The sequence below is a fragment of the Paenibacillus andongensis genome (assembly GCF_025369935.1).
In the GTDB taxonomy this organism is placed as follows: Bacteria; Bacillota; Bacilli; order Paenibacillales; family NBRC-103111; genus Paenibacillus_E; species Paenibacillus_E andongensis.
The window spans coordinates 197,501-211,513 of the sequence record NZ_CP104467.1 but is presented as its reverse complement, the minus strand read 5'-3'; the positions used below and the strand labels follow the sequence as shown (position 1 = coordinate 211,513).

The following is a 14,013-nucleotide window of genomic DNA, read 5'->3' as shown; positions in this document are numbered from 1 at the left end:
CTTATTTTTCTAGCTAATCTTGCTCACCAAGCAATGCCCATAAATCAGGATAATCGGTAGCGTTCAATCGTTCCAACAGCTCCTCCGGGTAATAAACATGATGCTTACCCATTTGGAAGCCACTGATGGACTGAACAATTTCAGATCGATGTGTAATTTCCGTTAAATTCTCCCTATGATCCAGCAGAAAAATAGGCAAATTATCATCCGTTTCCCCCGGTCTATACACGTCATAGGATTGATTCGATGGAAAATCAATTTCCATATAATAAGTAGGGTCAAATCCGACCTCAGCCATCACTTTTTCCATCAGCTTAATTTGACGTTGATTAGACTCATCAAAGGTACTGTATTTGTACAACTTACGATCCAAAAACCGTTTACACATATCGGCCAAAATAGGATCTTTCTCATTACTCCAGAAAGTTAACATCGTCTGCATAACGGACTCATCCAATAACAAATAATCTTCGAGCGAAATTTTATTCTGAATCAGATGTAAAATGGGTTCCACCATAAATCCGAACGAATAGTCTTCTTCGTATAAATGTTTGGCACGCGCAAAAACTTTGTGCAGCAAAATTTCCGCACTACGTGTCACGGGATGGAAATACACCTGCCAGTACATTTGATAACGAGACATTAAATAATCTTCTACGGCATGCATTCCGCTTTCTTTGACAACAATGTGCCCCTTATAGGGCCTAATAACACGAAGAATCCGCTCCAGATCAAACGTGCCATAATTTACACCAGTGAAATAGGCGTCGCGCAGCAAATAGTCCATGCGGTCTGCATCCAGCTGACTGGATACAAGGCTAACCACAATTTCTTCACTATACGATTTACAAATAACTCCCGCCACTTTTTTCGGAAAGTCAGGTGATACTCGGCTGAGGACTTTGTTCACATCGGTATCTCCAAGGACAATTCTGCATGACCAGTCTTCATGTCTCGTTCCGAAAGCTTTTTCAATGGAATGAGAGAAGGGTCCGTGTCCCAGATCATGGAGCAATGCCGCACAAAGACAAAGCAGACGTTCCTCTTGAGGCCAATCCTCATAGTGATTGCGTTCGAATTGTGAAATAATTTTCCGAGTGATTTCGTACACACCAAGTGAATGCGAGAATCTACTATGCTCAGCTCCATGAAAGGTTAAATAAGAGGTACCTAATTGCCTTATGCGGCGCAATCTCTGGAACTCACGCGTATTAATTAAATCCCAAATCGTATTGTCCTGCACGTAAATATATTTATGAACCGGATCTTTAAAAACCTTCTCTTCCTTCATCCATTCACAACCTCTCTTTAGCAAATTTAAATATTTTCGACAAATTCGCTGTGCTACTTCGACATTTTTGTCGGATTCTGTCGAATTACGAATTCCAGTTTCTTTACCTAACTAGCTTAGCTATTCACTTAGTAAATTTTAGCTTTTTGAGGAGGACATACGTAATATATTATTTACATTCCCTTATTCTACTTGGTTTTTCTCATATTTTAAACAGAAACAAGATTTAAACTTTTTTTGAATAACAGGCTTAAAAAGGCGAAAATATGGTTGACTATTTTGGGAATCGTTGGTATCATTAGGCAAGAAGATATGTCGAAACATGACGATATTGATAAATTTTTGATAAAATCGAAAGGGGTTTATATATATGATGAAATCTACAGGAATTGTAAGAAAAGTTGACGAATTGGGTCGCGTTGTTATTCCAATCGAGTTGCGCCGCACGTTGGGAATTGGTGAGAAAGACGCTTTGGAGATTTATGTAGACGGCGAGCGCATCATGTTGAAGAAATATGAGCCTGCTTGTATTTTCTGTGGTAATGCGGAAAACGTTTCTTACTTCAAAGGAAAAATTGTTTGTCATATTTGTTTATCAGAAATGCCAACACCTGTGACAAAATAAGAAAAGTAGTATATAATAGAAGTAGCACTTATCCTATTGGTAATTCTAACCTTTTTCATATCTCCTCTAATCTCTAATTTGTTGGCTTCGGCCACGGATTAGAGATCTTTTTTTGTCCGGAGAATGATATAGCGCTGAGTGCGGCGGGAACGCTGCACTTCCCGTGCGCCTTAGCGCTCGAGTAGTGCATTGTATACATCACGCTTGGAAAGTCCGCGATCGCTTGCGACCAACTTCAGTGCATCCTTGCGATCAATCCCGCTTTGCTCGTAGTGCCGGGCATGCTCGCCCAGCGTCATCGCCTCCCACCAGCCATCGGCTGCTTCGCGGGCTGCCTTCTCCGATGCGCCTTCGGCGATCACGCAGTACTCACCCTGAGGCGGGTACTGCTCTAAATGCGCGAGGCACTCTGCGATGGTGCCGCGCAGGAACTCCTCGTACCGCTTCGTCAGCTCGCGGGCGAGACACACCCGGCGCTCCGCCCCCCACACTTCCGCCATGCGGGCAAGTGTTTTCTCCACGCGGTGCGGCGATTCATAGAACAGCAGCGTATCCTGCGTATGCTGCAGCCCTTCAAGCACCTTCGTCTGATCCTTTTTCTCCCGGGGGAGAAACCCGACGAAGGCGAAACGCTCTGTCGGTAAGCCTGATGCAATCAGCGCCGACAGGGCCGCATTCGCGCCGGGAATGGGCACCACCGGCACGCCTTGCTCCACGGCCATCCTCACCAGGTCATAACCTGGATCGGAAATGGCCGGCAAACCCGCATCGCTGACGAGCGCGATGCTCTGCCCTTCAAGCAGCAAGCGGACGAGTTCGGGTCCGCTTGCTTGCTTGTTGTGTTCGTGATAGCTGACGAGTCGCGTAGCGACCTCGAAGTGCGTCAGCAGCTTGCGTGTTTGCCGCGTGTCCTCAGCGGCAATCATGCTCACTTCCTTCAGGGTGCGAATCGCACGGAAGGTCATATCTTCTAGGTTGCCTATCGGTGTGGCAACCAGGTACAGCGTGCCTACGCCGCTTCCATCCTCGCGATAGCTCTTTTGTACATTCAAACTCACTGTTATTTCCCTCTTCACTTTTTATAATTATTCTACGAAAACTCTAAAGCATATGCTTACAATGCCAGTTTTCTTATGAAAACTCTAAGGAGCTTCTGCCCCCGTAATAAATTTCTTTCAGCTCTTTACAGTATTCTTGACTATCATCATAAACAATAAGCGGCGGTAAGGTACGGATCTCTGGCTTTCCATCCTTCATTCCTTCGATCAACACCATCATCGCTTCTTCCCCAGCACGTGCGTGCACATAGCGAATGCGCTTCGGTTCAAGACGATACTGCCTCATTAAGCAGCAGATATCGATTAAACGCGTAGCCCGATGAACCATCGCCACTTTACCGCCAGCCTTCACCAGCTTTGCACTTGCCGCAATGACATCTTCCAAGTTGCAATATATTTCATGACGAGCAGCAGCGAAATGCTCATTGGCGTTCTGCTCGCCATTAGGTACTGGTAGATAAGGAGGATTCACCGTTACAACATCAAATTGGCCATGTCCTAAGGTTTCATGAATCGTTTTCAGATCCCCCCGAAGCATATGCAGCCGCTCTTCCAACCCGTTTATCTCGCTATTACGAACTGCCATATCCGCGAGCCGTTCTTGGATTTCAACGCCCCAAATCTCAGCTCGCGTCCGCGTTGTTAAGAGCAAGGGAACAACCCCATTACCTGTACATAAATCAATCATGCGCCCTTTGGGAGACACACTGCAGAACCGGCCTAGCAGGACAGCATCTAGTGAAAAGCTGAATACTTCATCACTCTGAATAATTTTCAAATCATACGTCAATAAATCATCAATTCGTTCGGTAGGTCTTAACTGTACTTGCTTCATACGTATTCTCCGTCATTCCCTTTCTAGTCTGCACATTATGGAAAAAAACCGTAAGGCATACACCCCTACGGTCAAAATCACTTATTTATTTAAAAAGGATAAGCAAAACAAACAATCTCCCTCGGTCCGAAGGTGTCCATAATACACATTGCAAATATGAAAACCTTCATTATACAAGCGAGTCAAATTATCATAACCTGCTCCAGGTAACGGAAGTGGTTCCTCCGCCTCTCCTACTGGTTGCTCGACAATCGTTTCCTCTTGTCGGATCAGTTTACGGAGCTGCTGATTTTCTATGCTTAATCTCTTATTTTCTTCGATGAGGTTAATAATTTGTTTCTTTAAGGCACCCAACTCGGCATAAGTGGCACCCATACGCTCTTCGATCCCATCTATTTGTCCAAAAATATCTTGTTTATCCACGCTTTCACCTCTAGTGCCATGCATGCTTACTGGCCAGCGCCTCCTTGGATACTATGCCTCTACTCCTGTTCAACTACATCATCGAAAGGTAAATCAAGTGCTTTACCAAGGTCAAACAATTGAACCTTTGCCGTACGTTCTTTGATATTTAATCCAAGTACTTTACCATTCCCAAAAGAAGTAATGACTTGTCTACCTACGGTTGGCAATGAATCCTTCGCGCTCTCGTAGTTATCATGTTCATATTTCAAGCAACACATTAGCCGTCCGCATAATCCCGAAATTTTCGTTGGGTTAAGCGATAAGTTCTGGTCCTTCGCCATTTTAATGGATACGGGTTCAAAATCACCTAAGAACGAGGAACAGCACAGAATTCGCCCACACGGACCTATACCTCCAAGCATCTTCGCTTCATCCCGTACGCCAATTTGGCGCAGTTCGATTCTGGTCCGGAAAATACTCGCCAAATCCTTCACGAGCTCCCGGAAATCAACGCGTCCTTCAGCCGTAAAATAAAAAATAATTTTATTGCGATCAAAGGTATACTCTACGTCCACGAGCTTCATCTTAAGACTATGGTCTTTAATTTTCTCGTGACACGTTTGGAACGCATCCTTGGCTGCTTTCTTATTCTCTTCAACCAAATCAGCATCCGAGTCATCCGCAATGCGAATCACCTTTTTGAGAGGAAGAACAACGTCATTTTCTTTGACATTCTTCTTTCCAACAACCACTTTGCCGTATTCCACTCCGCGAGCGGTTTCAACAATAACGGCACTTTCTTTCTCAATTGGCAAATCAATCGGATCAAAATAATATATTTTACCCGCTTTCTTGAAGCGGACGCCAACTACCGAATACATCTTACACCCCCTGCATCTCCACGAGCATTTTCTCTATAACCAGCTGAGAATTGGCGTTGAAACGCAGTCGTTTTTGTAAATCTACGGCTTGCTCCATCATACGCACCCATACTGAGACATCCCGGCTGAACGCGAGGGAGCTCATCCAGTCCAGCTGATCATTATAAACAAGCTTATCTCTGCGCTCCAGGCGCAGCTGTACCATATCTTTAAACCAGAGAATCAACAAGTCGAAAAGACTCGACATATGATCCGCTAGCTCCGTTTTCACAATCCGTTGCTGCACCGTAATCATGGAAGTAGGGAAACGTGTGAGCGTCTCCTTTGCTAATTGTAACACTACGGTTCTCATTTCTGCAAACCAATTCGCAGCAATTAACTCTCTAGCAGCTTGCAATCCTGCTGTTAAATGTGCCGCAGGCTGTACAAGCGACGCGGGATGACCCTCTTCCAGAAGCGTTAAGACCATTTGCTCACGCGGCATTGGCGTGAAATTAATCCACTGCGCCCGCGATTGAATCGTTGGCAGCAAGGCATTACCATTCTCAGTAATGAGAATCGCGACCACACGTGAGTTCGGTTCTTCTAGAAACTTCAACAGGCTATTAGCAGCCTGTACGGTCATTTTATCCGCATGATATAGGATATATATTTTGGTTCCGGAGGCTGTAGCGCGGTAAGCAAACTCCTTTTGCAGCTCACGAATTTGCTCGATCTTAATTGAAGCTCCATCAGGCGTAACCATGTGTAAATCCGGATGATTACCATGCTCCACCTTACGGCATTCCAAACATTCACCGCATGACTCATCGGTCCCGTGCTGGCAGTAGATCGCTTTAGCCAAAGCTATGGCCATCTCCGAACGCCCAGTTCCTACTGGCCCGCTAAATATATAGGCGTGAGACAGCTTGTCTTGCCGCAGCCCATTCTGCAGAAGCTGCTTGGCCGCTGCTTGCCCCGGTATGGCTTGAAAGGACATTAGACATACGCTCCATCCGAAACATATATTTTCTTATATGTTAAAATAACAAGTTAATCAGCATTCCTCGGATTTCTCCGATTTTTTGCAAAATTTCAATTCGACCCTGCTCGTTTTCTAGCAATTCATCTGCTAAAGAAAGCAGTTCAAGATCGATTTCTTCCAAAAGCTTATATCGTTTCGAACGGCCGCGGCGATCCCAACCCTTCGTATCTCTTAAATTAACACCACGGCGAGCGGTTTCCTCTAGAAACTGCTTAATCAGCAGCTTGTATTGCAAAAGCTCTCGCACCGTCATCGCCCGCGACAAACGGTCACCCTGCAGCGTAATTTGCTGCACCATTTTGGATAACTGCTCCTGCGTAAATTTCTCATCTTGCTGCTGCATAATGTCAGAGAAATTCCGGGGGGCCATCTGTGGCGGCGGGACGTTCTCATTCACTTTGACGTTTTTACCTATGGGCTGCCACCCCGGATTAATTTTCAAGACGCATCCATCCTTGTGTATGTCTGATTAAACCTCGGATAAACGGGATCGCCGTCCTTGTCTAACAAGGAACAGCGCCGTCTGTCAAGGTTAATGCGAAGCATTAAGTTGTCAAAACTTATACTTCTTATCAACTTAGTAATGCTCGAAGCGCTCAACCGGCAATACGAAAACCGCGGCTCCACCCACTTGAACTTCCACAGGGAATGGAATATAGGAATCCGTCGTTCCTCCCATTGGAGAAACCGGTGTAACAAGCTGTTCCCGAATTTTGCAATTGGTGCGAATAACCTGCATGACCTCTTGCACCCTCTCATCTTCCGTACCAATCATAAAAGTCGTGTTTCCCGCACGTAAAAATCCACCAGTGCTTGCCAGCTTCGTGGCGCGAAACCCTTCTTTTATTAAAGCATTAGAGAGACGGTTACTGTCTTTATCTTGTACAACGGCTACGACTAGTTTCATGGGTGATTCCTCCCTTTTATTATAAACTAAGAATGGATTTTCTGCTTTAACCGGAAAAATGTTCCTCAAACAAACGATTACAGTCCGTCCATATCTCTTTTGCAATCTCCTCTTCGTTACGGTTTGCATTAACAACTCTCACCCGTTCAGGATGATCAGCTGCTATCTGATGAAATCCTTCCCGGACTCGGCTGTGATAATCTACATTTTTCTGTTCAATGCGATCCAGCTGCTGAGCATTCACGCCCGTACCCGATGCTCTATGGTGAAGTCTCGCCAAGCTTACTTCCACTGGCACATCTAAGATGTATGTTCGGGTTGCTTGTAGTCCTGAACTGGCATAACGCGAGATGGATTTTACCATATCTACATCTACACCAAGCCCATATGCTTGATAAGCAACACTTGCATCAATGAACCGATCACATAGCACAATTCGGCCGGCAGCGAGTGCCGGAAGAATGAATTGATGTACATGCTGTGCTCTAGATGCTGCGTAAAGCAAAACTTCCGCTTGATCCACCATCTCCTTATTCACAGGGTCAAGAATAATACTGCGGATTTGATCACTGATTGCCGTTCCGCCCGGTTCTCTCGTAACGAGGACATCATGCCCTTGTTGCTTGAGCTCCTCAGCCAATTTCTTAAGCTGTGTTGTTTTCCCAGCGCCGTCCGGCCCTTCAAATGTAATAAATATTCCGTTCACGCTTCCTCCTGCATGCTGCTTTACCAGATCATAGAATGGTTTATGTGTATATCCTTAGCTTTTGTGTCTGCCCAAATTCTGTTCCTTGAATCTTGATTCCGTTTGCGGCCAATTGCAATAAGGCTTCGGCCACAGAAGCCGAGATGATTTCGCCAGGGTATAAATAGGGAATTCCCGGTGGATAAGGGATTACCATATCCGCAGAACGCTTCCCGACCGCCCCCTGAACACTAACCTGACTAAACGCGCTGTCTCGTGATGCTTTGGAGATATCTCTCATATCAAAAGCAACTGGAGAAGAGATTGAAGTATAGTAGGGTAATTTAAGTATATTCGAGATTGGCCCTTGAAGTTCCTTCTTTTGTATGGGAAGGTCCAAACAAATGTTAGTTAATGCTTCGACAAGTCTCAACATATCCGCTCTGGTGGAAGCAGGGGTGAATACAAGAAGCACTTGACGCCCGTCCGTCATTTCGACAAAGCAGTCTTGAGCTTCTAGCCTATCTTTGAGCTCGGTGCCAGATAACATATTCGTCGCATCATAGATGGCTATTTTAAATGGATCTGTCGTTTCAATTTCTTGACTCTGATTTCCCGGAAGCTCTCTTGAGTGATATCCAAATTCGGTAAGATCATCAAGCAGCGACCTGAACTCTTTGACCACAGCAAGTCCTTGCTCTAGCCAGTTCCTGCCTTCCGTATGCATCTTTTTCCTAGCTAAATCTAATGATGCCATTAATGGATAAGAGGGACTCGAGCTCTGCAGCATTGCAAGCAGCTGTTGAATTGCTATTCGGTCTATCCGCGGTCCTTGGACATGCAGCATAGCCCCCATGGTCATTGCGGTTAGCATCTTGTGCGTGGATTGTACCACAGCATCAGCCCCTTGCGATAATGCAGATGCCGGCACCTCAGGATGAAATCCATAGTGCGCCCCGTGCGCTTCATCTACCAACAGCAGCTTCCCCTGTTCATGCATCAATTCAGCGAAAGGCTTGAGATTAACGCCATTACCGTAGTAATTAGGATTAGTTATAAAAAGCCCCTTAGCCTCTGGATACAGCACTAACGCTTGCTTAACATCTTCGATAGCTAAACTTGTTGCCACACCTGATTCCGGATGAATGCCAGGAGCTATGAACACTGCCTTGGCACCGGCAAGCATTAGCCCATGAATAACTGACTTATGTACATTCCTCTGCACCAGAATGATGTCATCTTTCCCACATACGGCAGAAATCATGGCTAAATTACCAACCGTACTCCCACCTATCAGAAAATAAGTTTCCTCCGCTCCGAAGCAATCCGCCGCTAGCTGCTCGGCCTCACGAATGACACCCTCTGCCTGATGTAAATCGTCAAGACCCGTAATTTCCGTATAATCGATAGACATCACCGTCTTTAGAAAGCTTGTCCCTTCATCTAATAAGCCTTGCCCGGATTTATGACCAGGTACATGAAAACTTACAGGGTTCTTATCGTAATGGGCGACCATTGCTTCAAAAAGCGGCGCTCGTGACTGATTTGCATATTGACTGCTCATGTTGACACGACTCCTTGAGCTCCGTGAGCTTTCTATTTTATACCCTTATAGTAGTGGATTGACGCTAAAAAAACAAAAAAAGCTTCCATAAGAAGCTTCTCCCATTAGTTCATATATTGTTTCGAATTGCCGATATAAAATGCTTTCTTCATCTGCCTCACAAAAAACGGATATTTCTGATCATTTACATTCGTTTTGACCATTTCATTGCTGCACTCATCGCAGATAAAGGCCCTAATAATATGAATTCCGCCAATCCGCTGCTGCTCGCAGATCATACATATCCCTATTCGGTTCTCCTCCATATGATCACCCCACGATCTTTTACTATTAGTATATCCGAATCCCAATTCTCCTAAACTAGCTAAACGCTCATATTTTGGAAGGCATGTGCCGATATAGTCTTATATCAGGTTAACCGCCTTGCGGAGGTCATCAACATGTCAACCAAACAGGAGCCAAATCTCTCCAAACAATCTACCATTTATAGCTATACTTTAATGAAGCGAATATATCATTCCTTGTATAAAATAATTGTTTATTTTATGCTGCTGTTCCTAGCGGTCCTTTACAAATTTGACCCTACAAACTGGCTGCCACTCCTGGTCAGCTATCCGCTTCTACTTATATTCCATTCTTTGCTCATCCGGATCTATTTTCAGTTTACAATTGGAATGGCTATGAGAGGTTGGTCTTACCGCTTTGGTATCTTTTGGTGTGGACTTTTGCCAGAAGGGAATGCCTCCATTCGACTGGTATCCAAAATACAGCTGACTTTATTTTGGATTGGCCTTGCTATGATCACACTTCTTTATCCATGGATACCTGACAAATGGTTAATCCATCTCACGATCTTTCATTTCTGGATGCTCATGCCGCGGCTGTGGATGCTTTTCCGGTTTCGTCCGTACCGCAAAGCTGGATTGATTAAGATCACAGGTAAGGACACATCTTGCTACATGCAGTAGCTGTTCTTGAAATGTTGAGATAAGAGCCCGTAGGGGCTCTTATTTGTATTAAAGATAGAATAGATAATGGAATAGCAGTCTTTAGAAGCCTCTATTCTGTTGATAATCGTTCTATCCTGCCTTTTTCTCAGAAATAGAAGTCTGTAGCGTATGCTATTTGCTGAATTTCGTTAAAAAGCAATCGAATAGAAGCCTTTATAGACTCCTATCCCGGAATTTGTTCGTTTCATCCTAGGTCCTTATCTCTTCATCGATCTGTATAAATAGAAAAAGAACCTTACGAGGATTTCTCCTTGTAAGGTTCTTCGTGTGCTTGGCAACGTTCTACTCTCCCAGAACCCTGCGGTTCAAGTACCATCGACGCTGGAGGGCTTAACGGTCGTGTTCGAGATGGGAACGCGTGGGTCCCCTCCGCCATCATCACCAAACAGTCAAAGCGTGTTTGCGCCTTGAAAACTAGATACGAAACTTGCGTAAAGTAACACTCAGGGTTTGTGGTTAAGCCCTCGACCGATTAGTATTCGTCAGCTGCATGCATTGCTGCACTTCCACCTCGAACCTATCAACCTCGTCGTCTACAAGGGGTCTTACATACTGGGAAATCTCATCTTGAGGGGGGCTTCGCGCTTAGATGCTTTCAGCGCTTATCCCCTCCGTACATAGCTACCCAGCGATGCCTCTGGCGAGACAACTGGTACACCAGCGGTACGTCCATCCCGGTCCTCTCGTACTAAGGACAGCTCCTCTCAAATTTCCTACGCCCGCGACAGATAGGGACCGAACTGTCTCACGACGTTCTGAACCCAGCTCGCGTACCGCTTTAATGGGCGAACAGCCCAACCCTTGGGACCTACTTCAGCCCCAGGATGCGATGAGCCGACATCGAGGTGCCAAACCTCCCCGTCGATGTGGACTCTTGGGGGAGATAAGCCTGTTATCCCCAGGGTAGCTTTTATCCGTTGAGCGATGGCCCTTCCATTCGGTACCACCGGATCACTAAGTCCGACTTTCGTCCCTGCTCGACTTGTAGGTCTCGCAGTCAAGCTCCCTTATGCCTTTGCACTCTGCGAATGATTTCCAACCATTCTGAGGGAACCTTTAAACGCCTCCGTTACATTTTAGGAGGCGACCGCCCCAGTCAAACTGCCCACCTGACACTGTCCCCATACCGGATTACGGTACCAGGTTAGAACTCCGATACGATCAGGGTGGTATCCCAACGGCGCCTCCACCCAAGCTGGCGCTCAGGCTTCAAAGGCTCCCACCTATCCTGTACAGATCGTACCAAAGTCCAATATCAAGCTGCAGTAAAGCTCCATGGGGTCTTTCCGTCTTGTCGCGGGTAACCTGCATCTTCACAGGTATTAAAATTTCACCGGATCTCTCGTTGAGACAGCGCCCAAGTCGTTACGCCATTCGTGCGGGTCAGAATTTACCTGACAAGGAATTTCGCTACCTTAGGACCGTTATAGTTACGGCCGCCGTTTACTGGGGCTTCAATTCATAGCTTCGGGTTTAACCCCTAACCACTCCTCTTAACCTTCCAGCACCGGGCAGGCGTCAGCCCGTATACTTCGCCTTGCGGCTTCGCACAGACCTGTGTTTTTGCTAAACAGTCGCTTGGGCCTTTTCACTGCGGCCCCCTCGGGCTATTCACCCTACCGAGGCACCCCTTCTCCCGAAGTTACGGGGTCATTTTGCCGAGTTCCTTAACGAGAGTTCTTCCGCGCGCCTTAGAATTCTCTTCTCACCCACCTGTGTCGGTTTGCGGTACGGGCACCTTCGCCTGGCTAGAAGCTTTTCTTGGCAGTGTGAACTCATGACCTTCGGTACTTAAAGTTTCCCTCCCCATCACAGCCCAGCCTTACGGTTAGCGGATTTGCCTACTAACCAGCCTCACTGCTTGGACGAGCATCCATCAGCTCGCGTCACTATCCTTCTGCGTCACTCCATCGCTCATAACGGCTACGGTGGTACAGGAATTTCCACCTGTTGTCCATCGACTACGCCTTTCGGCCTCGCCTTAGGTCCCGACTTACCCTGAGCGGACGAGCCTTCCTCAGGAACCCTTAGGTTTTCGGCGGATCAGATTCTCACTGATCTTTTCGTTACTTATACCGGCATTCTCACTTGTATGCGCTCCACCTGTCCTTACGGTCAGAATTCAACGTACATACAACGCTCCCCTACCCATGCACATACGTGCAAGCCATAGCTTCGGTGGCGTGTTTAGCCCCGTTACATTTTCGGCGCAGAGTCACTCGACCAGTGAGCTATTACGCACTCTTTCAATGGTGGCTGCTTCTAAGCCAACATCCTGGTTGTCTGTGCAACTCCACATCCTTTCCCACTTAACACACACTTGGGGACCTTAGCTGATGGTCTGGGCTGTTTCCCTTTTGACAATGGATCTTAGCACTCACTGTCTGACTCCCGGATTTAAGTTTGTGGCATTCAGAGTTTGACTGGACTTGGTAACCCTTGGCGGGCCCCGCACCCAATCAGTGCTTTACCTCCACAACTCCACATCCGAGGCTAGCCCTAAAGCTATTTCGGGGAGAACCAGCTATCTCCGAGTTCGATTGGAATTTCTCCGCTACCCCCACCTCATCCCCGCATTTTTCAACATGCGTGGGTTCGGGCCTCCAGTGAGTGTTACCTCACCTTCACCCTGGACAGGGGTAGATCACACGGTTTCGGGTCTACGTCCACGTACTCAAGCGCCCTATTCAGACTCGCTTTCGCTGCGGCTCCGCCTTTTCAGCTTAACCTCGCACGGGAACGTAACTCGCCGGTTCATTCTACAAAAGGCACGCCATCACCCATATAGAGGGCTCTGACTTCTTGTAAGCACACGGTTTCAGGTTCTTTTTCACTCCGCTTCCGCGGTGCTTTTCACCTTTCCCTCACGGTACTGCTTCACTATCGGTCACTAGGGAGTATTTAGCCTTGGCAGATGGTCCTGCCGGATTCCGACGGGGTTTCACGTGACCCGCCGTACTCAGGATACCTCTAGGGGTTTCGTTCGATTTTGGCTACAGGGCTTTTACCTTCTATGCCGGACCTTTCCAGATCTCTTCGCCTACCGAACTAACCCCACATCGAGGTCCTACAACCCCAAGGGGCAAGCCCCTTGGTTTGGGCTATTCCGCTTTCGCTCGCCGCTACTGACGGAATCACTTTTGTTTTCTTTTCCTCCAGGTACTTAGATGTTTCAGTTCCCTGGGTATGCCTCTACTATTGCTATGTATTCACAATAGAGTAACTGCGCATTACCACAGCTGGGTTCCCCCATTCGGACATCCCCGGATCAAAGCCTGCTTACGGCTCCCCGAGGCATTTCGTCGTTCGCCACGTCCTTCTTCGGCTCCTAGTGCCTAGGCATCCTCCGTGTGCTCTTTCTAGCTTAACCTAATATAGGGATCTTTGATGAAATCAAAGTCTCTCCTATTGAAAGAGTTAAAGATTTTTGTGTGACCCGAAGGTCAGCACGACCTAAGTTCTTACTTTACGTTTTGTTTCGTTATCTAGTTTTCAAGGAACAATTTTTTCCCTTCGCCTCTCAGCGACAGGAACTATATCTTATCATGCCATATCAACATCGGCAACAATCAAAAATTACCAGTTGGTGATGTGTATAATAAGTTATATTGATGGTTAGCTTTCACTAGCCCTTGTGTCAACAACACCGCCTTATCGGCGGCGGAAGTATGCATTAGGTTAATGGTGGAGCCAAGCGGGATCGAACCGCTGACCTCCTGCTTGCAAGG

The 14,013-nt window shown here is 46.6% G+C and carries 13 protein-coding genes, 1 tRNA gene and 2 rRNA genes (1 of these 16 running past the window's edge); 2 read left to right on the top strand and 14 right to left on the bottom strand.

Annotated features, from left to right (window positions below):
* Nucleotides 1–13 precede the first annotated feature (13 nt).
* Complete coding sequence (locus tag NYR53_RS00955; RefSeq protein WP_261303544.1) at nucleotides 14–1,291, bottom strand: HD domain-containing protein; 1,278 nt, start codon at nucleotides 1,289–1,291, stop codon at nucleotides 14–16.
* 370 nt (nucleotides 1,292–1,661) lie between these two features.
* Here NYR53_RS00955 and NYR53_RS00950 point away from each other — a divergent pair, with 370 nt between their 5' ends.
* Complete coding sequence (locus NYR53_RS00950) at nucleotides 1,662–1,916, top strand: AbrB/MazE/SpoVT family DNA-binding domain-containing protein (RefSeq protein WP_028609554.1); 255 nt, start codon at nucleotides 1,662–1,664, stop codon at nucleotides 1,914–1,916.
* A gap of 170 nt (nucleotides 1,917–2,086) precedes the next feature.
* Here the strand turns inward: NYR53_RS00950 and rsmI are convergent, their stop codons facing one another.
* From rsmI to NYR53_RS00900, 10 genes are all read right to left on the bottom strand, one after another.
* Nucleotides 2,087–2,974 carry a 16S rRNA (cytidine(1402)-2'-O)-methyltransferase gene (gene rsmI / locus NYR53_RS00945; RefSeq protein ID WP_261303543.1) on the bottom strand — a complete coding sequence of 296 codons (888 nt, stop codon included), beginning with the start codon at nucleotides 2,972–2,974 and terminating at the stop codon, nucleotides 2,087–2,089.
* A gap of 73 nt (nucleotides 2,975–3,047) precedes the next feature.
* The gene (locus NYR53_RS00940; RefSeq protein ID WP_261303542.1) at nucleotides 3,048–3,809 is read right to left on the bottom strand and encodes a tRNA1(Val) (adenine(37)-N6)-methyltransferase; all 762 of its coding nucleotides are present in this window, start codon (nucleotides 3,807–3,809) and stop codon (nucleotides 3,048–3,050) included.
* 81 nt (nucleotides 3,810–3,890) lie between these two features.
* Nucleotides 3,891–4,232, bottom strand: coding sequence for a DNA replication initiation control protein YabA (gene yabA / locus NYR53_RS00935; protein ID WP_029198494.1), 342 nt, complete (start codon nucleotides 4,230–4,232; stop codon nucleotides 3,891–3,893).
* Nucleotides 4,233–4,291: 59 nt separating this feature from the next.
* Nucleotides 4,292–5,095 carry a PSP1 domain-containing protein gene (locus NYR53_RS00930; RefSeq protein ID WP_171649141.1) on the bottom strand — a complete coding sequence of 268 codons (804 nt, stop codon included), beginning with the start codon at nucleotides 5,093–5,095 and terminating at the stop codon, nucleotides 4,292–4,294.
* A gap of 1 nt (nucleotide 5,096) precedes the next feature.
* A complete protein-coding gene (gene holB, locus NYR53_RS00925; RefSeq protein WP_261303541.1) occupies nucleotides 5,097–6,074 on the bottom strand; it encodes a DNA polymerase III subunit delta' in 978 nt (325 codons plus the stop codon).
* A 40-nt stretch (nucleotides 6,075–6,114) separates the two neighbouring features.
* Nucleotides 6,115–6,561: a YaaR family protein gene (locus tag NYR53_RS00920; protein WP_261303540.1), complete on the bottom strand. Its 447-nt coding sequence runs from the start codon at nucleotides 6,559–6,561 to the stop codon at nucleotides 6,115–6,117.
* A 135-nt stretch (nucleotides 6,562–6,696) separates the two neighbouring features.
* Nucleotides 6,697–7,026, bottom strand: coding sequence for a cyclic di-AMP receptor DarA (darA, locus tag NYR53_RS00915; RefSeq protein WP_029198490.1), 330 nt, complete (start codon nucleotides 7,024–7,026; stop codon nucleotides 6,697–6,699).
* Between the two features lie 46 nt (nucleotides 7,027–7,072).
* Nucleotides 7,073–7,732, bottom strand: a complete 660-nt coding sequence (gene tmk / locus NYR53_RS00910; RefSeq protein WP_261303539.1) for a dTMP kinase — start codon at nucleotides 7,730–7,732, stop codon at nucleotides 7,073–7,075.
* A 40-nt stretch (nucleotides 7,733–7,772) separates the two neighbouring features.
* Nucleotides 7,773–9,275, bottom strand: a complete 1,503-nt coding sequence (locus tag NYR53_RS00905; protein ID WP_261303538.1) for an aminotransferase class I/II-fold pyridoxal phosphate-dependent enzyme — start codon at nucleotides 9,273–9,275, stop codon at nucleotides 7,773–7,775.
* Nucleotides 9,276–9,379: 104 nt separating this feature from the next.
* Nucleotides 9,380–9,580, bottom strand: coding sequence for a sigma factor G inhibitor Gin (locus NYR53_RS00900; protein ID WP_261303537.1), 201 nt, complete (start codon nucleotides 9,578–9,580; stop codon nucleotides 9,380–9,382).
* 135 nt (nucleotides 9,581–9,715) lie between these two features.
* Here NYR53_RS00900 and NYR53_RS00895 point away from each other — a divergent pair, with 135 nt between their 5' ends.
* Nucleotides 9,716–10,243 (top strand): hypothetical protein, encoded by a 528-nt coding sequence (locus NYR53_RS00895; protein WP_261303536.1) that lies wholly within the window; start codon nucleotides 9,716–9,718, stop codon nucleotides 10,241–10,243.
* 311 nt (nucleotides 10,244–10,554) lie between these two features.
* Here NYR53_RS00895 and rrf read toward each other — a convergent pair.
* The 3 genes from rrf to NYR53_RS00880 form a co-directional block, all read right to left on the bottom strand.
* Nucleotides 10,555–10,671, bottom strand: a 5S ribosomal RNA gene (gene rrf, locus NYR53_RS00890).
* A 66-nt stretch (nucleotides 10,672–10,737) separates the two neighbouring features.
* Nucleotides 10,738–13,655, bottom strand: a 23S ribosomal RNA gene (locus NYR53_RS00885).
* A 312-nt stretch (nucleotides 13,656–13,967) separates the two neighbouring features.
* Nucleotides 13,968–14,013: transfer RNA gene (locus tag NYR53_RS00880), tRNA-Ala, on the bottom strand; it runs 30 nt beyond the window's last position.